The organism is Microvirga flocculans ATCC BAA-817 (assembly GCF_000518665.1).
Taxonomy (GTDB): Bacteria; Pseudomonadota; Alphaproteobacteria; order Rhizobiales; family Beijerinckiaceae; genus Microvirga; species Microvirga flocculans.
The window spans coordinates 175,581-198,368 of the sequence record NZ_JAEA01000010.1 but is presented as its reverse complement, the minus strand read 5'-3'; the positions used below and the strand labels follow the sequence as shown (position 1 = coordinate 198,368).

The 22,788-nt window shown below is 62.7% G+C and carries 15 protein-coding genes; 6 read left to right on the top strand and 9 right to left on the bottom strand.

Annotated elements, in window-relative coordinates; translation table 11 throughout:
* The first annotated feature begins 5 nt into the window (after nt 1–5).
* Nucleotides 6–551, top strand: coding sequence for a bifunctional adenosylcobinamide kinase/adenosylcobinamide-phosphate guanylyltransferase (gene cobU / locus L879_RS0113230; RefSeq protein ID WP_027316522.1), 546 nt, complete (start codon nt 6–8; stop codon nt 549–551).
* 3 nt (nt 552–554) lie between these two features.
* Here cobU and L879_RS0113225 read toward each other — a convergent pair whose 3' ends face one another.
* On the bottom strand, nt 555–1,406 hold the full coding sequence (locus L879_RS0113225; protein WP_245265230.1) for an ABC transporter substrate-binding protein: 852 nt from the start codon (nt 1,404–1,406) through the stop codon (nt 555–557).
* Nucleotides 1,407–1,749: 343 nt separating this feature from the next.
* Between L879_RS0113225 and L879_RS22875 the strand changes: the two genes are divergently transcribed.
* Nucleotides 1,750–2,880, top strand: coding sequence for a transglycosylase SLT domain-containing protein (locus tag L879_RS22875; protein ID WP_051435299.1), 1,131 nt, complete (start codon nt 1,750–1,752; stop codon nt 2,878–2,880).
* Here L879_RS22875 and L879_RS0113215 read toward each other — a convergent pair.
* A complete protein-coding gene (locus L879_RS0113215; protein WP_154664207.1) occupies nt 2,835–4,139 on the bottom strand; it encodes an MFS transporter in 1,305 nt (434 codons plus the stop codon). The two genes, L879_RS22875 and L879_RS0113215, sit on opposite strands and share 46 nt — an antisense overlap.
* Before the next feature lie 144 nt (nt 4,140–4,283).
* The gene (locus L879_RS21650) at nt 4,284–4,532 is read right to left on the bottom strand and encodes a hypothetical protein (protein ID WP_035459601.1); all 249 of its coding nucleotides are present in this window, start codon (nt 4,530–4,532) and stop codon (nt 4,284–4,286) included.
* A gap of 191 nt (nt 4,533–4,723) precedes the next feature.
* Here L879_RS21650 and ggt point away from each other — a divergent pair, with 191 nt between their 5' ends.
* From ggt to L879_RS0113185, 4 genes are all read left to right on the top strand, one after another.
* Nucleotides 4,724–6,472, top strand: coding sequence for a gamma-glutamyltransferase (gene ggt, locus L879_RS0113205; protein ID WP_154664206.1), 1,749 nt, complete (start codon nt 4,724–4,726; stop codon nt 6,470–6,472).
* Nucleotides 6,473–6,540: 68 nt separating this feature from the next.
* Nucleotides 6,541–7,446 carry a dTDP-4-dehydrorhamnose reductase gene (gene rfbD, locus L879_RS0113200; RefSeq protein ID WP_027316518.1) on the top strand — a complete coding sequence of 302 codons (906 nt, stop codon included), beginning with the start codon at nt 6,541–6,543 and terminating at the stop codon, nt 7,444–7,446.
* Nucleotides 7,447–7,525: 79 nt separating this feature from the next.
* A complete protein-coding gene (locus tag L879_RS0113195) occupies nt 7,526–8,716 on the top strand; it encodes an O-succinylhomoserine sulfhydrylase (RefSeq protein ID WP_027316517.1) in 1,191 nt (396 codons plus the stop codon).
* A 622-nt stretch (nt 8,717–9,338) separates the two neighbouring features.
* Nucleotides 9,339–9,749 (top strand): hypothetical protein, encoded by a 411-nt coding sequence (locus tag L879_RS0113185; protein WP_027316516.1) that lies wholly within the window; start codon nt 9,339–9,341, stop codon nt 9,747–9,749.
* A gap of 115 nt (nt 9,750–9,864) precedes the next feature.
* Here the strand turns inward: L879_RS0113185 and L879_RS22870 are convergent, their stop codons facing one another.
* The 6 genes from L879_RS22870 to L879_RS0113155 all read right to left on the bottom strand — a co-directional run bounded on the left by L879_RS22870 (nt 9,865) and on the right by L879_RS0113155 (nt 22,784).
* A complete protein-coding gene (locus tag L879_RS22870) occupies nt 9,865–15,360 on the bottom strand; it encodes a cadherin-like domain-containing protein (protein ID WP_051435298.1) in 5,496 nt (1,831 codons plus the stop codon).
* An 887-nt stretch (nt 15,361–16,247) separates the two neighbouring features.
* Complete coding sequence (locus L879_RS0113175) at nt 16,248–17,237, bottom strand: Bug family tripartite tricarboxylate transporter substrate binding protein (RefSeq protein ID WP_035459534.1); 990 nt, start codon at nt 17,235–17,237, stop codon at nt 16,248–16,250.
* A 297-nt stretch (nt 17,238–17,534) separates the two neighbouring features.
* On the bottom strand, nt 17,535–19,634 hold the full coding sequence (locus L879_RS0113170) for an acetate--CoA ligase family protein (RefSeq protein ID WP_051435297.1): 2,100 nt from the start codon (nt 19,632–19,634) through the stop codon (nt 17,535–17,537).
* Nucleotides 19,631–20,413, bottom strand: coding sequence for an enoyl-CoA hydratase/isomerase family protein (locus L879_RS21635; RefSeq protein WP_051435296.1), 783 nt, complete (start codon nt 20,411–20,413; stop codon nt 19,631–19,633). The genes L879_RS0113170 and L879_RS21635 overlap by 4 nt, the downstream gene beginning before the upstream one ends.
* A gap of 6 nt (nt 20,414–20,419) precedes the next feature.
* Nucleotides 20,420–21,280 carry an IclR family transcriptional regulator domain-containing protein gene (locus L879_RS21630; protein ID WP_051435295.1) on the bottom strand — a complete coding sequence of 287 codons (861 nt, stop codon included), beginning with the start codon at nt 21,278–21,280 and terminating at the stop codon, nt 20,420–20,422.
* Nucleotides 21,281–21,290: 10 nt separating this feature from the next.
* Nucleotides 21,291–22,784 carry a tripartite tricarboxylate transporter permease gene (locus L879_RS0113155; RefSeq protein ID WP_027316513.1) on the bottom strand — a complete coding sequence of 498 codons (1,494 nt, stop codon included), beginning with the start codon at nt 22,782–22,784 and terminating at the stop codon, nt 21,291–21,293.
* Nucleotides 22,785–22,788: the final 4 nt, after the last annotated feature.

Below are 22,788 nucleotides of genomic sequence, written 5' to 3'. Positions count from 1 at the left end.
CCGTCATGACATCCTATCGCAGTGTTCTGGTCATCGGCGGCGCGCGCTCCGGAAAGAGCCGCACCGCCCTGAGGCTCGTCGAAGAGGCCTGCCCGCAGCGGATCTATATCGCCACCGCTCAGGCCTTCGACGACGAGATGCGCGAGCGCATCGCGCAGCACCGCGCGGAGCGGGACGGCTCCTGGCAGACGGTCGACGCGCCCCTGGAACTGGCCGAGGCCATTCAGGCGCAGGCCGCTCCGGGACGTGTCGTGCTCGTCGATTGCCTGACCCTGTGGCTCTCCAACATCGTCCTGGCCGAGCGCGATCCGGAGACCGAATCCGACCGGCTGATCCGGAGCGTGCGGGAGGCGCGGGCCCCGCTCGTTCTCGTTTCGAACGAGGTCGGCCAGGGGATCGTCCCCTCGACACCCTTGGGGCGGGCCTTCCGGGACGAGCAGGGCCGCCTGAACCAGCGGATGGCGGAAGCCTGCGACGCCGTGGTCTTCGTCGCGGCGGGCTGCCCCATCGTGCTGAAGCCATCCCCGCCCCTGAACCTGAAACTGGCTTGAGACTTACAGGCGCAGCCTGGACCTGACCCCGGCGGCCAGGGCATCGATCATGGCCGGCGTCGACGGACCGCCGCAGATCGTAAGCCTTCCCGGGAGCTCCAGACGCCGTTCCGGAGGCACCGCCGCGGCAAGGGCCGGATGCGCGAACAGAGCCGTTCCGTTGTCCATGGCGCGCCGCGTACCGGGATCGACGAGCAGGACATCCGGAGGCATCGCGACCATCGTTTCCAGGCGCGCGATGCCACCGCCTCCCAGCCCGAACCTTTCCTGGTGCAGGGCAAAGCCCATCTCGACCAGGACCTCTCCCAGGTGCGAGCGGGCCGCGGCGACCCAGCCTCCCCGTTCATAGGCCATGATGCTGCGCCCGGCTGGGGCGATGCCTTTCGCCCGCTCCAGAGCTTGATCCATTGCGGCGATCAGGGCCTCTCCGCGATCCGCATGCCCCAGCCTTCCGGCAAGCAGGCGGATCTGGCGGCGCCCCTCGTCCAGGCTCAACCACGGCCCGAACTGCAACACGTCCAGGCCTTCCCGTCGCAGGAGATCGACGCGATCCCGCTGGCCATAGGTGCCTGTCAGCACGAGGCCGGGCCTGCTGAAGAGAATGGCCTCGGCGCTCCCGTCGTTCAGGGGCAGTCCTGCGGCCCGATCCGCGAGGAAGGAGATTGCCGGGTCTCGGGCCAGGCGGCTCAGGGAGGCGATCTGGCTGCGATCCGCTAGGGCCAGCAGCAATTGGTCCGTGCAGAGGTTGAGCGATGCCACCTGCCTGGGCTGGGCATGGGCGATCCCCGCCATCGCGAGCAGACACCAGGTCAGAAGCACCGGCAAGGCCATGAGCCGGCAGCCTTGGCGAGGCATGAGCAGCATTCCCGTCACGCTTGGAACGGCCCTTCCTTACAGGATGCACCCTGTTTCGTGAAACAGCCTCAGCCCTTCATGGCGCATGGGAGCCGCGCTTCAAGGCCGCAGCCGCGGACCATGCGCAAGTGGCAACGTCCGTGAACTCTTATAGGTTTTCAAAGAATTGTCTGCGTATAATGCGGTGTGCAAATGGTCGCAGCCTGGAACAAGTTCAAAATCATACCGTCAAGCTGACCTATTCTGGTCATATATGACTTTCACATACTCGCCCCTCTTGAACGAAGAACGACCGCTCACCTGTTCAGACAGCGAAACGGCATATTTCTAGGGGCTTCTTCATATGCAAATCGATCTGACAGCGCCTCGCGACGCATGCCAGCCGATGGGTATCTGCCTGATGCGGGGGGAGAAGGACGGACCTTGCTCCCGCCTGCCCCGGAAACGCACGCGGCTCCTGGAAAGGAGAAGCCGGGTCCTGTCCGGTGCCCTGGGCCTCGGGTTCTGCATCGCAATCACGCTTGGCGCGGCGGCTCCCGCACGGTCCACCACACAGGCCCCCGATTCCGGACAGTATGCCGTGGCCGTGGCGGTTCCGGCTCCGTCGCAGCCATTGTATGCGACGGGCGCGAGCGGCGCTGCGGCTGCCGATCCCTTGACCGCCATCGTGCCGGTTGCCGCCGTGGAAGCAACTCCCGCCGACCTGCACAAGCAGATCATCCTGTCCATTCCCCTGACGGAGGCGACGCCGCCGGAGGGACGTGAGGACAAGGAGCCGGTTTCCCGCGCGCTCACCGAATACATGGAATTCGAGGACATGCGCGTTCCGGTCTGGATCGTGGACACGATCCTGCGCGCCTCCAAGGCGACCGGCGCAGATCCGGTTTACATGATGGCGCTAGCCGACAAGGAATCGAGCTTCATACCCGGCAACAAGGCCTCGACCTCCTCCGCCGTCGGCCTATTTCAGTTCATCGCGAGCACATGGCTCGAAGTGGTTCGCGCCTTCGGTCCCGTGCATGGCCTGATCGCGGAAGCCGAGGCGATCGAGAACGCGGCCGGCAAGCTCGCCGTGGCCGACGACACGATGCGCGAGCACATCCTCGGCCTGCGCCGCAATCCCTACATATCCGCGCTCATGGCGGCCGAGATGATGAAGCGCGACAAGGCGAAGATCGAGGGGCGGCTCGGCCGCCAGCTCAGCCGATCCGAGTTCTACCTGTCCCACTTCTTTGGCGTCGACAGCGCCAGCAAGTTCATCGCCCTGGTGGACGATGCCCCCAAGAAGAGCGCCCGCGATGCGTTTCCGGCGGCCGCGAAGTCCAACAAGTCCCTGTTCTTCACCAAGGACGGCAAGAAGACCCGCCAGCTCAGCGTGGCCGAGGTCTACAACAAGATCGACGGAATGATCGACAAGCGGCTCAACCGCTACGTGGATGTATCGGCGCGGGCAACAGCGGACGCATCCTTCTGATCGGCCGCTTCCGCATCGCTCCGGTCGTGCGTTTGGCCGATGTCGGCGCGTGGTGTCAGGGTGGCCGATGCGGAACTCGTCGGCGCGATATCCGCAAAGCCGCCCTTGGCGGGAGAGCGCTGCACGCGGATGATCCGTATCACGATGAAGGCGGCAAGTCCGAGGGACGCCAGCGCCGCATAAATGAACAGGCCGTGAGGACCGATGACCGTCATGGCCGCGCCCCCCAGGAGCGGGCCGACCGTGACGCCGACCGCCCAGGAAAACAGGAGCGTGCCCACGGTGGGGACGATCTGCCCCGGATCCACGATATCGCAGGCGTGGGCCACGCAGACGGAATAGATGCACAAGGCCAGGCCGCCCCAGGCCGCGAAGGCCCACAAGACCAGAGAGTTCGCGCCTTGCGCGCTGGCCCACAGGATGAACAGCGACACGAGGCTCGTTCCCGCGGCCAGACCTGCGATGACATAGCGGCGGTCAGCGCTGTCGGAGAGCAAGCCGAGGGGCCATTGCATCACCAGGCTTCCGGCCTGCAGGGCGAACAGAAGCGCGGCTGCCTGGTCCTGGCTCAATCCGATGCTGACGCCGAACACCGGCGTGATGGCGATGACCGGTCCATTGACGAGGCCGACCACGAAAGAGCCGACCACGGCCGAAGGCGCAGTCGAGAACAGCTTCTTCACCTCGATCCGCACCCCTTGCGGCGCACCGGGCTCCTTGGTCGTCGTCGCTGCGATCGGAAGCAGCGAGAGCGTCATGAGCGCGCTCACGGCCATGAACAACCCGTCAGTGCGGATATCGCCGAAGCCGATCCCGAGCGGAGACAGCATCATGGCGACCTTGGTGCAGATCGTGTAGATCGAGAGGATGCGCCCGCGATGGCTCGATGTCGCGCGGGCGCTGATCCAACCGTCGGTGACGGTGAAGATGCAGGCCAACGTAACCCCGCTCAGTCCGCGCAGGACAACCCAGGCCAGGGTCGAATGAGCCTGGGTCATGGCGAGCACCAGCACGGACACCATGGCCGCTAGGCTGGCGAAGGCGCGGATGTAGCCCACGTGACGGATGAAGCTCGGCGCCAGGAAGCAGCCTGTCGAGAACCCGAGACCGTAGGCTGCCGCGACGACGCCGATGGAGGCCACGGAAATGCCTTCCGCCTGCATGCGCAGCGGCATCAGAGCCTGCAGCAAACCGTTGCCTGCCTGAAGCAGAGTGGTGGCGGCCGTGATGGTCCAGATGAGGGCGAGGGAGGAATTCACAATCGAATCGATGCTGCGAAGCGGCGAGCGCGAGGACACATGAGATAGAGAACAGGTGCCGCTCGATATCAAGTGTCGATGTGAATCTATGGACGATCTTTCCCGAGCTCACATGTCCGGCACAGCGCCGGACATGCCTTTGTCTCAGGAGCCTGCCGGAAGCGACCGGTTCGGGCGGTCCTTCTGGAAACTGGCGAAAAGATAGAAGCCGTTGAACCGGACGCCCTCCATCGCCGCCTTCCTGTCGAAGCCCAGAGGCGCCTCCCGGCCCTCGACCTTTCCGCCGAACTCCCAATACGGCTCGACCACGAACGGAGGAACCGTGCGCTCTTCCGGCACCGCGCAAACGAGCCCGTCGGGCTTCGTGCTGCGGAACAGATTATAGGCGTACATGTCCTGCTCCATGATTTCCTGTCACGAATCGCACCCTGCCGGAAAAGAGTGACAGGAGTGTGATATTGCAGCGCAATAAGGATCAATATCTTCTTTGCGCCTCTTTCTGGGAAATGTGGCGCAAAGGGATAAGCTTTTGCTAGGCTCCTATGGTCGCGTTTTGCCAATACCGGAAGAGGGAGGATACCAGCATGATCGGCTCTATGCGTTACCGAGGCCTCATGAGCCTCGGGTTCTTTGCAAGCCTTGCACTCTCGGCGCCCGTTCTGGCGCAGCCGACTCTGGCGCCTGAAGCGCCGACCGGGCGCGCGCTCAAATCTCCCGGCACCGCAACCCGCGACATGGTCGCTGCGGCCAATCCCCTGGCGGCCCAGGCTGGCCGCGAGATCCTCGCCGCGGGCGGCAGCGCGGTCGATGCGGCGATCGCCGTCCAGCTGGTTCTCAACCTCGTCGAGCCGCAAAGCTCCGGCATCGGCGGCGGAGCCTTCATGGTCTTCTGGGACGGGAAGACCATGACGACGCTCGATGGGCGCGAAACCGCGCCCGCCGCCGCCAAGCCGGAGCGTTTTCTGGGGCCTGACGGCAAGCCGATGAAGTTCTACGACGCCGTCGTGGGCGGGCGCTCGGTCGGCGTGCCGGGAACGCTGCGCCTGCTGGAAACGGCGCACAAGAACTGGGGCAAGCTGCCCTGGCAGCAGGTGATCGAACCGGCGGCACGCCTGGCCGAGGAAGGCTTTGCGATCTCGCCGCGGCTCAATGGTCTCCTGACCCAGGAGAAGTATCTCCAGAACGATCCGGTGGCCCGCGCCTATTTCTATGAGGCAGACGGCAAGCCAAAGGCCGTCGGGACAGTTCTCAAGAACCCCGCCTTCGCCAAGACCCTGCGCACCATCGCCGAGAAGGGAGCGGACGCCTTCTACACGGGCGAGATCGCTCAGGACATCGTGGCCACCGTGACGGGGCACCCCACCAATCCCGGCGACATGACGCTCGACGATCTGAAGGGGTACAGGGTGCAGGAGCGCGAGGCCCTGTGCGGCAATTACAGGGTCTACAGGATCTGCGGAATGGGCCCGCCGAGCTCGGGACAGGTGGCCGTGCAGCAGATCATGGGCATTCTCGAAACCCGGGACATGGCCTCCCTGAAACCCGGTCCGGAAGCGGTTCACTGGATCGCGGAGGCGGGCCGCCTGGCCTACGCGGACCGCGCCCTCTTCCTCGCCGATCCGGCTTTCGTGAATGTGCCCGTCAAGGGCCTGACGGATCCCGGCTACATCAAGAGCCGCGCCGCCCTCATCGATCCGGGCAAATCCATGGGCAAGGCGCAGCCCGGCGATCCGCCCTTCCAGAAGACCTTCCTGTGGGGTCCTTCGGACGGAATCGAGTTCGGCACCAGCCATATGTCCATCGTCGACCGCAACGGCCATGCGGTGTCGATGACGACGACGATCGAGGACGGGTTCGGCGCGAGGCTGATGACGAAGAGCGGCTTCCTGCTCAACAACGAGCTGACGGACTTCTCCTTCGCCGTCATGGAATCCGACAAGCCCATCGCCAATCGGGTCGAGGCGGGCAAACGCCCGCGCTCGTCCATGGCACCGACCATCGTGCTCGACGGCAACGGAAAGCTTTATGCGGTGGTGGGTTCGCCGGGCGGAAGCCTGATCATCAACTACGTGGCCAAAACCCTCGTGGGTCTTCTGGACTGGAAGCTCGATCCGCAGGTCGCGGCCGACCTTCCCAATGTGGGCAGCCGCAACGGCCCGACCGAGCTGGAGGCCGGCACGGAAGCGGAAGGCTGGAAAGCGGGTCTCGAGGCGATGGGGCACGACGTCAAGCTGATCGACCAGAATTCCGGCATCCATGCTATCGTTGTCACCCCGGCGGGGCTCGTCGGCGGAGCAGACAGCCGGCGGGAAGGGGTTGCCATCGGCAACTGACCCGGCCTATCGCAAGCGGCCCTTCCTGCTGAAGGGCCGCGCCTCGATTGAAGAAGACTGGAGTATTCATGCGTATCATCGTCATCGGCAAGGAAGGGCAAGTGGCGCGCTCCCTGGCGGAGCGCGCGCGAGCGCACGGCGTCCAGGCCGTGCTCGTCGGCCGCCCCAAGCTCGATCTCGCCGATCCGTCGGGCATCGAGGATGCGCTGATCGAAACCGGCGGCGACGTGATCGTGAATGCGGCCGCCTATACCGCCGTCGATCAGGCGGAGACGGACCGGGAGCTGGCGGAGGCCATCAACGGGATCGGCGCCGGCGTCGTTGCGGGCGCGGCCGCCGCCATGAACGTGCCCCTGATCCACCTCTCCACCGATTACGTCTTCGACGGCACGGCAGGCCGCCCCTATCGAGAGGACGACCCGGTCTCCCCCTTGGGAGTCTACGGCGCCTCGAAGCTTCTGGGCGAGGAAGCCGTGGCGGCCGAAGCCGAGAACCACGTGATCCTGCGCACGGCCTGGGTCTACAGCCCCTTCGGCAAGAATTTCGTGAAGACGATGCTGCGCCTGGCCGGCGAGCGCGATGAGCTCGGCGTCGTGGCCGACCAGTACGGCTCGCCCACCAGCGCCCTCGATATCGCCGACGGCGTAATCGCCGTCAGCCGCAATCTTCTCGAACGGCCCGAGGACCGCAGCCTGCGCGGCCTGTTCCACATGGCCGGGACGGGCTATGCCAGCTGGGCGGAGTTCGCCACGGAGATCTTCGCCCTCTCCGCGCGGTTCGGCGGTCCTTCCGCCAAGGTCCGGCCGATTGCGACGGCCGATTACCCGACGCCGGCCAAGAGGCCCGCCAATTCGCGGCTCGACTGCACGAAGCTGAGGGAAGCGCATGGCGTCGCTCTCCCGCCCTGGCGCGGATCCCTGGAAGTATGCGTGAAGCGCCTGATCGAGCTGGCGCGCAAGGAGGTCACGGGCTGACCCCCGGAGAATGAAACAACTGGGCATTCCGCGACAAAAGACGATTGTTCTTTTTATAGAACGTCTGTAGGTTCCATTCATGACCTCGCCCCATCGCCCCGATTATCACCTTGAAACCCGTCTCGTTCACGAAGGCCATCAGCGGACCCCGTTTGGAGAAACCGCCGAGGCCCTTTTCCTGACCCAGGGCTTCGTCTACGAGAGCGCCGAAAGCGCCGAGAAGCGGTTCCTGAACGAGGAGCCGGGCTACAGCTACAGCCGCTACTCCAACCCGACCGTGGATGCCTTCGAGCAGCGCATCGCCGCCATCGAAGGGGCTGAGGCGGCCCGCGCGACGGCGAGCGGCATGGCAGCAGTCACGGCCGCCATGGTGGGTCAGGTCCAGGCCGGAGACCACGTGGTCGCCGCCCGCGCCCTCTTCGGCTCCTGCCGCTGGGTGGTGGAGGATTTCCTGCCCCGTTTCGGCGTCGGCTGCACGCTCGTCGACGGCAAGGACCTTGACCAGTGGCGCGCGGCGGTCAGGCCCGAGACGAAAGCTTTCCTGCTCGAAACGCCTACCAATCCGAGCCTTGAGATCATCGACATTGCGGCTGTCGCCGCCATCGCCCACGAGGCCGGCGCGACGCTGACCGTCGACAATGTCTTCGCCACGCCCCTCTTCCAGAAGCCCCTCGCCCTGGGAGCGGATTGCGTGGTGTATTCCGCAACGAAACACATCGACGGGCAGGGACGATGTCTCGGCGGCGTGATCCTGGGCTCCACCGAATTCATCGAGACCAAGGTGCAGCAGTTCCTGCGCATGACGGGGCCCTCGCTATCGCCCTTCAACGCCTGGGTTCTCCTCAAAGGCCTCGAAACCCTTCCTCTTCGCGTCGAGCGCCAGACGGCGACGGCGGGCTACCTTGCGGATGCCCTGCACGGCCATCCCAAGCTTCGGCGGGTCACCTATCCGGGCCGCGCCGACCATCCGCAGGCCGCGCTGATCAAGCAGCAGATGAGCGGCGCCTCCACCATGATCGCCTTGGACCTGAAGGGCGGAAAGGAGGAAGCCTTCCGGTTCCTGAACGCCCTCAGGCTGATCCGCATCTCGAACAATCTGGGCGATGCGAAGAGCCTTGTCACGCATCCGGCCACCACCACCCATCAACGCTTCACGCCTGAGCAGCGCGCCGAGATGGGGATTTCGGACGGGCTTGTGCGGCTCTCCGTGGGCCTGGAGCATCGCGACGATTTGCTGGCGGACCTCACCAACGCTCTGGAACGTGCCTGACACGCTATCTCACGACTGATGTCAAAACGGCAGACTGCGCCGTTGCCGCCCGATCTGTGGCAGGAACCCTCCACACTGGGATCACGTTGGATCTTCGTTCGCCACGCCAGGGAGGCCGCCATGCAGTGCCGGTTCTGTCGCCAGGACGTCGATGATCCTTGCCATGACATGCAACAGATGAAGCAACGGGCTGCAAGCCATATCGAGCGCTGTGAGCAAGCGCTGCATGCCATGCAGGGCATGGGACCCGGCGTGCCTCGGAGCTGAAAGCAAGTCGAGGTTTTCGCCGAAGCCGAGCTTCGGTGTTCAATACCCATCGTTTCGAGAGACTGCGCCGAGGTGAGCCCGCCGGAGGCCTGGCGCATCTTGAAGGTCTAGGCCTTGTCTACCCCCTTGCCCTCATGCCATCGGCGGGGACCCATTCTCCAAGGGTTCGAAACCGCATCGCAAGATCATCGCACCAGACGGCGCAACTTATCTTAAGAACGATATTATATAATTATTTGCATCTATAAAAAGCCAAAATTTCAGTTGTGATCTTCCGCGCATCGTCCATTCTGTGCGCGGCTGTAAAGACAACAATAATATTCAGCCAGGGAATACTTTCAGGAGGACCCTTATCATGACCGCCTCTTCTCTCAGCTTTCGTCTTGCGGTTCTTTTCGTCATTGCCGGCATGGCGATGGGGATCGGGATGGCGGCGTCCCAGGACCATGCGATCATGCCTGCTCATGCCCACGTGAACCTGCTCGGCTGGGTGAGCCTTTTCCTCTTCGGAATTTACTACGAGCGCCGCCCGATCCTCGACAGAAACAGGCTGGCCCTGATCCAGGTTGCGCTCTGGTCGGCAGGCACCGTCATTCTAACCATCGCCGTGGCCGCGATCCATCTCGGCTACACCGCGGCCGATCCGATCGCCGCTCTGGCTTCACTGGTCGTGCTGGCCGCCATGGCGCTGTTCGGCTATTTCGTCTTCCGACCGACCCTTTACAACGCTCCTGCGCCGAGCGGCCAGCTGAAACCTGCCGAGTGATACTCCCGGTCTTTTGAGAAGCCGGCGCCAACAGAGTGGCGCCGGACTACCTCCCTAAAAAGTCTCGCCGAACGACGCGGTACATGATGCTGCACCGCGTCGACTGATGCCTTCTTCAGATGACGAAGAGCACGTGATGCGTGAGTTCAGGCTTGTTGGCCAGCGTCGCGATCTTCACCTGCACGGCCGAGCCGCTACCATCCGGATCATAATAGAGCGCGCCAGTCTTGCGATCATAGACGATCCGGTCGTCTCCATCCCTCGCAGACGTGCCTGCAACAAACATCTCGGCCGACAGCTTCACACCCTTGGCGGATCCCTTCCCAAGCGCTGCGAAAACGGCATTATCCAGCAAAATCCGGTCATAGCCCGGATTGAAATCGACAATCGTGTCGATGTTGCCGCTTCGGCTCGGCCTTGTATCAAAAACGAAGGCGTCTCGCCCCGCATTGCCATAAAGCATGTCATTGCCGGCCCCGCCATTGAGTGTGTCGTTGCCGGTTCCGCCCCTGATAGTGTCATTGCCAATGCTGCCATAGACTCTGTCATCACCGGCCTCGCCATAGACCCAGTCGTTGCCGGAGCCACCATTGACCGTATCGTCGCCAACACCGCCATAGACCCGGTCGCTTCCGGCACTGCCTGACATCAGATCGTTGCCCGACCCACCATAGACGGAATCGTCGCCCATATATCCGTAAATGGTGTCGTTGCCCGAGTTGCCTTTGACGACATCGTCCCCTCTGCCGCCGAACAGGTAGTCGCGTCCCAAGCCACCATCCACTGAATCATCGCCATCGCCGCTGTGCATCCAATCGTTGCCGCCCAATCCGCGCAGCACATTGTCACCGGCACTGCCCCGGATGGCATTGGCAAGGTTATTGCCGTCGGCCTGGGCATCACCGCCCGTCAGGGTGAGGTTCTCGATTTTGCCCGGCAGAATGAGCCGACCGGAGCCACTATACACCACCTCATCGAGACCGCTGGTACCGAGGCCTGACGTCAGCTGGTCGGGATCCGTGATGCTGATACCCACGCCGCCGCCAGGCCTGGGCGTCACCTCTGCACCATACTCGATCACAATGTCATGCTGTCCACCAATGGAGCCCGCTCCACCAGGCGCAGGAAGGGTCAGGATCGCATCGTCATTCGCCGCATTGCGGATCGTGGCGCCATTCAGCGAAAGCGCGTTGATGGAGTGGTAGTCGAGATCGGCGCTCACATCGCCTGCCTGGACCTTGTAGGCAAAGGCCAGAACATTCGTGCCCGAACCCGACACATACCGCGCCGTGCGGTCCTGACTGCCTGTTTCGAGAAGAAGGCTCGGCACGCCTCCGGCAGCATCCACGATCACGGCCTGATCGAAGGTCACGGTCACGACAATCGTGTCCCCCGGCTTGTAGGTGCCGTCTGCATTCGTGACGTTGACGGATGCAACCCTGGGCTCGACGCTGCGGACATGGATAGAGATCGTATCGCTGTCTGTCAGCGTGCCTCTGGATCCGCTCAAACCCAGATCGCTCGTCACGACCTGCAGGCTCGCAGGACCGTGATAGCCGGCCTCTGGAGTGATGGAAAGGCCGTTCAGGGCCTGATTGATGGCGGCCAATGTGCCATCGAAAGTCATCGTGGCATCGCCAGAGCCGCTGCCGACCAGGAAGGACAGACCGGAAGTGCCGCTCAGGGCGATCGACCCGTGAGTGGCCGTCAATGTCACGCGCAGCGTGCCGTTCCCTGCATCCACGTCCGAGATTGCGATGAGATTTCCATTGCCTGAGCTGAAGACCAGAATGCCGTCCTGATCCACGATCTGCGCCGAAGGCACGCTGTTGACGGGCGCATCGTTCACCGCCGTGACCACCAGAGTGGTCGTCGTGACCGCCGTCTTGGCGCCACCGGTGCCGGTATTGCCGCCATCGTCGATTCCAACGGTCAGAACGACATTGCTGGTGGCATCGGGATCGGTTTTGAAGCTGACCAGGCTGTCCGCAATGAATGTATTGATGTCGGCGATGCTGCCCGTCAGCGTCAACGATCCTGTTCCGGAACCGCCGACGGTTACGTTCGCGCCGTTCAGAGCGGTGAGCGTTCCGTGTGAAACCTCAAGGGTAACGACCACAAGGTTGCCGCCGGCATCCATGTCGGCGAAACTGAACCCGGTCAGCGCGGTGAACGTATCCTCGCTCACGGCAATGGAAACAGGCGCGGTTATCGTGGGCGCGTCGTTGACCTGCGCCACTTCGATCGTGGTAGTGGCAGTGGCGCTCTTCGCGCCGCCGTTCCCGACATTGCCGTTATCGTTGATGGTCGCAGTCAAGACAACGTCAGCCGTGGCATTGCTCGCTGTCGTAAAGGAGACATGGCCGCCGTTGATGAAGGAATTGATATTCGCAATCGTCCCGGTCAGCGTCAGGCTGCCGGTCCCGTTTCCTGCCGCCGTGACGCCGCCTCCGCTCAGGGCCGACAGAATCCCGCTCGCAACCGCAAGAGTGACTGTGACCATGTTGGAACCGGAATCCGTATCGCTGAAGCTGATGCCGGTCAGGGCCGTAGCCACGTCCTCCGTGACCGTGATCGCGGAAGGGACAGTCACGGCAGGGGTGTCGTTGACGGCCTCAATGCTGACGCTCTTGCTCGCCCCTGAGCTGTCCAGCGACCCGTCATTGACCGTGAAGCTCATGACACGCGCGGCAGTCACGGGAGAATCCGAACTGTTGGTGTAGGTAACGCTGCGGAGTGCGGCTTGCCACTGCGCCAGCGTCGCCGTTGCTCCCGCCGAGATCAGGGTCAACACGCCTGTATCGGCATCGTAACTCGCCGTGATGTTGCCCATGCTGATGCCGTCATTGATGAAGGCCAGCACGTCCTGTCCGGGATAAAAGTTACCGACGATCGTCACCTTTGCGCTCGCCAAGGTGGCATTGTCGCTGTCGGAGAGCGTCAGGCCCGGATCGACGGCAACAGGCGTCGAGGCAACATCCGCCCCTTCCACGAAAGCGGTGGAACCGCCGCTGGCGGTCACGACAGGCACATCGTTGACGGCGGTGACGGTGATGCTGGCCGTATCCGTCACCGAGGAGAACGGCGTGCTTCCTCCGCCAGCGCTCGCATCCACCTTGGTGCCTTGCAGCCCGGCGGTGGAGCCGCTTTGATCCCAGGCCTTGTAGGTGAGGCTTCCCGTGGTTCCGCTCACCCCATCTGGGACGAAGCGGACATTATCGGTCGCGCGCAACAGCAAGGCGCTGCTGGCGGAGACGCTTCCCATGTCGTGCCACGTGCTTCCGCCATCGAGGCTGTATTGCCAGGTGCCGGATCCTGACGTCAGGCCCGTGATGGCGATGCCCTCCGCTGCGGCGCTATCCACATCGGCAATGCTTGCGCCGACGATGCTGGCGACGGTCTGCCCGGCATTGTTGACATCGGCATCGGCAAGGCCGGTCAGAACCGGGGAGATCGGGCTCAGGACCGGCGCATCGTTGACGGAGGACACCGTAAGGCTGGCCTGCGCGGTGCCCGTGGAAAAAGCCGTAGTTCCGCCGTTGCTGGTGGTATCGGCGGTGCTTCTGGCACTGTTGGTGGACGGCGTACCGCTGGTCTGGTCCCAGGCCCGGAAAGTCAGTGTAGCCGTCTCTCCGTTCTCGCCATTCGGCACGAAGCGAAGCTGGGTCGAACCGGAGAGAAGGAGCGCGGCACTTCCCGAGACGGTGCCGACGACGTTCCACGTGACCCCATCGGTGGAGTACTGCCATGTTCCGCTGCCGGCCGTTGCCGTAATGGCGATGCCCGACGGGGCCGCCGCGTCGGCATCGCCATGAGTGAGACCGCTCAGGATCGACGACACTAGCGTGCCGCCTGAGGCGGCATCCTCGTTCGCTGCAGGCAGCACATAGGGGCCACCCGAAAGGGTCGGCGCATCGTTGACGGCCGCGAGGCTGATCGTGGCCGAGAGGGAGAGAGAGGTGGTGTCGACACCGCCATTGGCGGTGCCGCCATTGTCGGTGATGCCGGTCAGGGTCACCACACGATCACCGGCAACGGTTGGAGATTCACTGGTGTTGCGATAGGCGATGCCATCCACCAGGGTCTGCGCGCCAGCTGCGCTGAGGCCGCCTGTCTTGCTCAAGGTGACGGTCGCAGTCGCGCCTGAAAGGTTGACGCTCACCGTCACACCGTTCGCGCCAGTGGTCGCGGTGAAGCCGTCCGTCAGAAGGATGCTCGTACCGTCGATGATGAGAACCTCATGGGCTCCATCCGCCAGATTGCTCACCGTCAGAGTCATGCCGGTAATCGTCTGGCCGGCCTCGACAGTGCCGATGCTGACGTTGCTGAACAGATCTACCGCGCTGCCGTTCTCGGTATGAACCGGCGCGCTTCCTGTGGCGGATGCAGTCGGCGCATCGTTGACGGCCGTTCCCTGCAGGGTAATGACGCCATCGGCCGGTCCTTGCCCGGAAGCATCCCGAACGCGTGTCGCGATGGTGACATTCTGGTTCCAGTTCAGAGCCGGGCTGAAGGTCACCGCCGCGAGAAGGGCGTTGACGTCGGCCACCGATCCGGTGGCCGTCCATATGCCGGTCGCGGTGTTGTACGTCGATGTTACACCACCGAAAGAGCCCGTCGAAAGAGCGCCTGCCAGCGGATTGCTGAGGGTGAGGGTGACCGTGACCGTTTCGCCCGGATCGAGATCGCTGACGACGATGTCATCGAGAGCGACGGGACCGGCATCTTCGACGAACGTTTTCGTCTGGGTCAGGTTCGTTGCCGTCGAGGGCCGGTTGACGCCTTCGACGGTGATGGTCGTGGTCGCTGTATCGGAGAGTCCGGCGGAATCCGTGACCGTATACTGGAAGGACGTGGCGCGTGTCTGTCCTATTGCGAGATCGCTGAAATCTCCATCATCGGAGAATTGCAGGCTGCCGTCCGCTTTCAGCAGGATCCGCCCGCCGCCGGGCAGATCGACCCATTGGCCGACACTCGCTGCGACCCCATTCACGTGCGTGACCCTCTGGAGATCGACGACGCCGAGGGGGCCGCCGTTGTCGAGATCCACGTCGTTGCTCAGAACGTTCTTGCCGGTCAGCGGGACTCCGACCTTGACACCGAAGGCATCGTCGGCGGCCTGAGGAGCGTCGGCCAGCTGGTTGTCGTAAAAGACCGACTGGTTGACCGTCGTGCCCGGCTGGAACCCCAGGAAGTACCAATACATTCCCAAGGTCTTCGTCGCAGCGTCGTAGGTCGGGGCATAGACCATGTTGACGCCGCTCATGGAGCCCTGCTCGGTGATGGTCCCCGGCGCCACGCCTGCCGGCGCCAAGCCTTCGATGGTGATGCGGAACCCGGCCGGCTGCGCCGTGCCCTGGAACTGGGCGAAGACCTGATTGCCGGAGATGTCGATCGTCACCGTGCCGTCGAGCAGACCGTTCGGCCCCTGGACCGGCTCGATGGTGCCGTTCCCATCCGTGTCCGACAATATGCGTGCAGAGATCGGCACGACCAGTTCGGCACCCTGACCGACGACGACGGATGTGAACTGGTAAGGAGGGGCACTCTCGAAAGACCCCTCCAGGGTCAGGGTAATTTTAACCTGAATTCCTTCCAGACTGCCGACCATATCGCGCCCCTTCCGATCCAGGCATGCTGCACGGACCAGTTGTCTTGTTATTTAATAACAATGAGATTGATGATTTTACTCGACTCGACTTCAGTTAACTTCATTTATATGAAAATGATGAGAATCAAAGCCTAAAAATTAACAAAATACATTTGAAATACCCGATCATGCAAAATGTTACTCTAGGGCAACATAAGAGGCCTCCGGGCGGCTGGCCGGCCTGCATCGCACAGGCGCTGTCATGGCCGCTTTCCGCATCACGCGTCGACGGCAAAGCGGAAGCGCCTTCACTGTATTGGACTCAGAGGTTTTGACCGGGGAGTTCCGTGTCACCGATGGCAGATGCAGGTCGCCGCTTTCGGATTCGGACCGCGTCCTTCTCCCGACAGCCGAAGTAAGAGGCGATGCCGGAGCGCATTACGCGAAGAAGCGCGCGCCCGCAAAGCAGGAAAGTCCCGCTCCCCGGCGAGACATGCCATGGAACTCTCAGCCCGCGGCGACTGACCCTGCGCGAGACAATGCTTCCCGCACTATCGCTCGAGAGTATTCTTCGGCGACCTGTATTCGGTTCGCCATCAAAAGAGTGCGGCCTTACAAAGAGGAATATTTTACACAAGGAAAGGCAGTCTCAGGCCCGCACAGAGCCCCCTGCCCGGCTGAGAGCTGTGCTTGGATGGCTCGCGCATATACTGCGCCAAACGACCATCTCACCATTCCTGGGGCATGATCGATCATGTGCTTGAAGCCGATGGTGCTGACCATTCCCGGCTTCATTTAAATGGCCGGATGTCGCATGTCGGAAATTGTGCTTTTCGCGAGGGGATCACACGAAAGCGAAGATGAGATCCACACGGTGGCAGCGCTACCACCGTGTGGTGGAGGCTATATCAGTTGTCGATTTTTGCCCCTGCGTCGGCGACAACCTGCCTCCATTTCTTGGACTCGCTCGCGATCAAGGCCGCAAATTCCGCCGGCTGATTGGCGGAGATCGTAACGCCAACCTTCTCCAGTTGAGCTTTGACCTTGTCGCTCTTCAAAGCGGCGATCATGCTGTCCGAGATCGCTTTCTGTATCTCACCCGGCGTCTTGACGGGAGCAACGAAGCCGAACCATGCAACGGCCTCGGCATCGACGCCGCTTTCCTTAAGCGTCGGCACCTCCGGCGCCAGGGGATGCCGAGCGGGACTGGTCACGGCAAGTCCACGCAATTTCTCAGCCCGCATATGCGGCAGTGCCGTGGGCAGATTGTCGAACATCAATTGCACCTGGCCGCTTAAAAGATCCTTCAGCGCAGGAGCGCTTCCTTTGTAAGGGACGTGCAGGATGTCGACGCCAGCAGCCTTCTTGAACATCTCGCCGCAAAGATGACCTGTGGTTCCGTTGCCCATCGAGGCGAAGTTCAGCTTGCCTGGGTTGGCCTTGGCATAGGCGATCAATTCAGCCACAGTCTTCGCCGGCACCGAGGGATGCACGATCAAGGCGTTGGGCACCGTGCCTGCCAGCGTGAGCGGCGCGAAATCCTTGACGGGGTCATAACCTAACTGGCTGAAAAGCCATGGGTTGATCGCGAGAACTCCGATGGGAGCCATGAGGAGAGTCCGCCCGTCGGGTTCGGACCGCGCGACATACTGCGCCCCCACGGATCCGCTTGCGCCCGGGCGGTTGTCCACGACGACGGTGGCTCCTGTTTCCGTCATATGCTGCGCCACGGCGCGGGCGATGATGTCGTTTGCTCCACCCGGATCGAAAGGCACGACGATAGTGATGGTTCCCGAGGGCAATGAAGCCGCTGCGGACGCCTTTGACCCTAGTCCTGCGAATGCGGTGGCGCCTGCCAGCATCCCAACGAATGTTCGCCTGTTGTAAGCTTGACTCATATCACCTCTCCCTCGCTGGCGCTGATCGGTGACGTTCAAACCGATCACTCCAAAAGATCAGTTCCGCTCTTTTTTCTTATTGCGAAATTCTTTTCGCTATTAGAACTGATTATGAAGAACTTAAATTCACCGTCAAGCTATACTTGCCTTCACACGCGGATATTGCGGCTCTTTGCGCCTGCATCCGGCGCCTTGAAGACGAAACCTGCAACCGAAACGCTATCAGACCGCTTGGTCCGGCCGCTGTTTGCGATCCCGTCCTATGCGTTCCGAAGCCGGCGTTTCGCTCTGCGCTCATCATCCTGCGACTTCCACGAGGGCATCCAGAACGATGCAGGCTTCTCCAGGCGCACCCAAGCCCACCGGATTCGCATCGATGCTCACGATTGCGCCCTGCATGCGATCCACAAGGGAGCCGATGCGAACCGCAATCTCCGCTAGAGGCGCAAGATCCAGGGCAGGCTCGCCTCTGACACCGGCCCAAATGCTGGCGACACGCAATCCTTTGAGTGCATTAAGGACTTCATCCTGCCCGAAGGGCCAGGAGAGCGTCACCACATCCTGGCGCGCTTCCGTATATTTCCCGCCCTCACCGACAACCACGACGGCCCCGAAGGCATCGTCCCAGCGCGCTCCGACGAAAGCCTCGGCGCGCATCCTGCTGAAGGTTGCCACGATCGCCCGGGGATCATGCTCGCCATGGGCTTTCATCTGCGCCGTGATCCGCTCGAAGGCCGCGGAGACTGCGCCTGCGTCGCGGCACCCGAGCTCGACGAGACCGTATTCGGACTTGTGCGGGAAGCGGGAGGAACACCCCTTCACAACCACGGCCCCGCCCCATATCTCCCATGCCGAGCGAGCCTCTTCCACAGAGCTGCACAGGCGATGAGCGACCGTTGGAATGCCGATCCGTTCGAGAATTTTCAGGCTTTCAGCCTCGTCGAGGAAACCGGATCCGGACAGCTTCGGCGCTTCCAACTCCACCTGTTGGGCCGGCGACGAGGGCAGCCGCTGGGCGCGACGGAGCACCGACAATGCCTGGAGCGCATCGCTGTCATGCTCGAACACGGCTGCACCGGAGGAGGCCATCTCGACCCGCGCTCCACTGGTGGGAGTGACGACCAGAGTCAAAGCTCCCGATTGCGCCCTGAAGCGCTCGATGTCGCGGGAAAAACGGGGGAAGTCGTACCCGCGCACGGAGCCGGGAAGGTTCAACAGGATCGAGTCGACTGCAGGATCCGCAGCGACAGAGCCGAGAATGCGCTCCAGCATGGTCGGATCCGTCAGAAGAGCGGGCGTCACGTCGATGGGATTGTCCGTGTTACCGTTCGGCGGGACAATGCGATCGAGAGTCTGTTTCGTGGCTTCCGACAGCCGAGCCAGAGGAACATTCAGGCGTTCGCACAGGTCGGCCCCGAGAACACAGGCGGCCCCTGAATTGCTGACGAGGACGAGGCCGCCCACCCCAGCCTCTCTCCGCTGCAGAGCCAGTGGAACGATATCGACAAGGCCACGCAGATTGTCGACACGGCAGATGCCGACACGCGAAAGAAACGCGTCCACGACCTTGTCATCGGACGCGAGCGCGCCCGTATGGGATTGAGCGGCCTTCTGGCCCGATGCGCTCGCGCCCGCCTTGACGCACAGGATCAGCTGGCCGGCGGCGCGGGCCTTGCGAGCCGCAGCGGCCAGCTTTTCCGGATCGGAAATGCTTTCAAGGTAAAGCAGGACGGCAGAAATATCCGGATCATCCGCGACGACATCCAAAAGATCGGCGGACGAGATATCGGACTCGTTTCCCGTTGCGTGAACGTAGCGGACGCCGATTCCCTTTTCCCGCAGGAGTCCATAGATGACCGAGCTCATGGCGCCGCTCTGGCTGATGATCGCGACCGGACCGTCCTCGATGGCGTATTCCTGAAAGGTCGTCGCGAAGCTCGCGACCAATCCTGAGCGTGCGCAAAGGCTGCCCTGGGAGTTCGGCCCCAGGATCCTCAAGCCGAGGGATCGCGCCTCCCGGACGAGGCGTGCTTCATGCGCATGGCCTTGCTCACCGCTTTCCCGGAACCCGGCAGAGAACACGACGCAGGTCTTCACGGACGCTGCGGCACAATCGCGGATCGCGGCCTCGACGGCCTCGGCTCCAGGCACTGCGATGATCGCCATGTCCGGCGGCACAGGCACATCCGTGAGGCTCGGGTAAGCCTGCCACCCTGCCATCTCGCCCCCTGCGGGATTGACGGGATAGACCTGCCCCTCGAATCCTCCTTCGCGGAGATTGGCCAAAGTCCGCCCGCCGATCTTCTGCGGGTTCGAGGAGGCCCCGATCACGGCGACAGCGCGCGGGGCATGCAGGGCCGTTTTCCAGTCACTCCCTTGAGATGCCGGGACGCTCATGCGGCGTTCTCGCTCCTTGGGGCAGCCGCGCGGTCGCGCCAAGCGGCCATGGCCTTGGCGAAGTCGCCGGATTGCAGACCCAGGCGCTGGCATTGCAGATAGATGTCATAGGCTTCCGCGAAATCCCCGTAGGCGATTTCGTTCATCGCCCGCTTGGTGAGCCGCACCCCATCCGTCGCGACAGCGACCGTGCGCGCCACGACCTTCTCGAAATCCTCGTCCTTCGTCTCATCGTCAACCACCCTGTTGACGAGGCCGATGCGTGCTGCCTCCTCGCCGTCCATGAACTCGCCCCACATGACGATTTCCTTAGCGCGTCCGAGACCGACGAAACGGGCGAGGCGCATGACGGAAAGTCCGGGAACGAGCCCCTCCTTGCCGGCTGGCACGCCGATCTTGGCACCGCGCGTGGCGACCCGAAGGTCGCAGGAAAGGGCGAGCTGAACGCCGCTGCCGAGCGCGTGGCCATGCATGCAGGCAATCGCGATCTTGTCGGACGTTTCGATCATCCGAAGGCATTCCTCCCACAGGCGGAAATTGCGCTCGTCGATCAAGCCTGCGGACAGATCCGTCAGATCGATCCCCGCGCAGAAGGCCCGCCCCTCACCGCGAAAGGCGATGACCTTGATCGCATCGTCGTTGACGCAGAGTGCAAGAGCCGCCTGAAGGTCCCATTTGCTGGCGAAATCGAGTGCATTCAGCCGCTTGGGTCGATTGAACGTGATCCAGCCTGCCCCGTCCCGCTTCTCCAGATAGAGAGTCGCAAAATCTGTTCTCATGGCTTTCTAACCTTTAAGACGCGTTGGACGGTCGGCCATGCTGCGGTCGCGCAGCATAAGAGATCGGTGGATTTGATCGGCGGCATCCCGAAGGGGCGGAAGGTACTCGCGCAGAACCTCGTTGCTGGATATCTTCGGACGATTGAAGCTGATGTTGATGGCGGAGTTGACGCGGCTATCCTCGCCGATGATGGGCACCGACAAGCCGCTCACATGTTCGGCCATTTCTCCCGTAATCCAGGAATAGCCCTGCTCCCGATCCTCCTTGATCCGTTGGCGCAGCAACTTCGGATCGGTGACGGTCGTCCCCGTATAGGCTCGCAGATCCGCGCGCTCGAAATAATCGGCAAGCTCGCGCTCGTTCAGGTGTCCCAGAAGAATGCGCCCCATAGAGGTCGCATGGGCCGGTCGCCTCGTGCCGATGCCGAAATCGCCCGACGCGATGCGCCGGACGGGAATGCGCAGGACATAGACCACGTCGACATCGTCGAGGACACCGACCGCACAGGTCTCTCCCGTCTTCTCCACCAGCTCCTCCAGGATGGGTTGGGCGAAGTGATAGAGCGGAAGCGAGGTGAGGTAGGAATAGCCCAGAGACAGGATCCGGGGCGTGAGAAAGTAGAACCGGTCCTTTGTTCCGGCATAGCCAAGAGTCACGAGGGTCAGCAGAAGCCGCCGGGCGCCGGCCGCCGTCAGCCCCGAGCGTTCGGCGACCTGGGACAGGGTCAGCATATGCGAGTTCTCACCGAAAGCGCGGATCACCTTGAGGCCGCGGGCAAAGCCTGCAACGAAGTCAGGCTGTGCCTCCAGGCCGACACCTCCGGCGGTCTCCTGCTCGATGCCCTTGCTGTGTGCTCTACGTCCCATGGGATTACTCTTACGCCTCTTCTTGAAACACCGTTTCGCGGGTGCGCCTTAAATTGGGCAGTAAGATCACGCAGAGCAAGATCAAAGCGGTGGCAAGCAGAATCGCCGAGATCGGGCGTGTGATGATGTTAATCGGATCGCCGCGAGCCAGAAGCATGGCCCGACGGAAATTCTCCTCGAGCATCGGGCCGAGAACCAGACCCAGCAGCATCGGGCCGACCTCGAAATTCAGTTTGACCAGGCCATAGCCGATCACACCGAACAGACCAAGAACGAGAACATCGAAGGGCATCTTGTTGACGCTGTAGGTTCCAACGCAGCAGATCACGACGATGCAGGGAAACAGGATCTCGTAGGGCAGCTTGAACAGCTTGGTCCACAATCCGACGAAGGGAATATTGATGATGACGAGAAGCAGGTTGCCGATCAGCATGCTCGCGATCACGGTCCAGAACAGAAGCGACTGTTCGGCAAGGATCTGCGGCCCAGGCGTAATGCCGTGAAGCATCAGGCCGCCTGCGATCAGCGCCATCACGGGATTGGAAGGAATGCCAAGAGTGAGCATCGGGATGAAGGAGGTCTGCGCCCCTGCATTATTGGCGGATTCCGGTCCCGCCACGCCTTCGATCGCGCCCTGGCCGAACCTCTCCGGATGGCGCGAGAGCTTCTTCTCGAGAGCGTATGAGGCGAACGAGCTGAGGATCGCTCCACCTCCGGGCAGAACGCCCAGCAGAGATCCGACGATCGAGCCGCGCGCGATGGGGGCTGCCGACGCGGCGAGGTCTTCCCTGTTGGGCCACAAGCGCTCGATGGGAGCCACCACCTGCGCACCGCTTCTCTTCTGGCCCAGGGTCGAGAAGATTTCGCCGATCCCGAAGACACCCATGGCAATGGCCGCAAAGCTCAGTCCGTCCGCCAGTTGCGGGAGATTGAACGTGAGGCGCTGAAGCCCGGAATTGACGTCGGTCCCGACCAGCCCAAGAAGCAGGCCGACGGCGATCATGGCCAGCGCCTTGATGATCGAGCCCCGGGCGAGCACCACGGCCCCGACCAGTCCCAGAGACATCAAGGCGAAATATTCGGCAGGCCCGAACTGCTGCGCGAAATCCGCCAGCGGCACCGAGACGAAGGCAATGACGCCGGTTGCGAAAAGACCCGCGACGAACGAACCGATGGCCGCAATCGACAAGGCTATTCCCGCCTTTCCCTTCTGGGCCATGCGATAGCCGTCGAGACAGGTCACGACCGTCGATGTCTCGCCGGGGATGTTGACGAGAATGGCGGTGATGGAGCCTCCGTACTGCGCCCCGTAATAGATGCCGGACAGCATCACGATCGCCGCAGCGGGGCTCAGGTGATAGGTGATCGGGAGGAGCATGGCGATGGTTGCGACCGGGCCGAGGCCTGGCAGAACGCCGACGAAAGTCCCGACGAGCGCGCCGACGAAACAGGCCAGGAGGTTTCCCGGTTCCATCGCGACGAGAAGGCCATCGAAGAAAGACATGCGG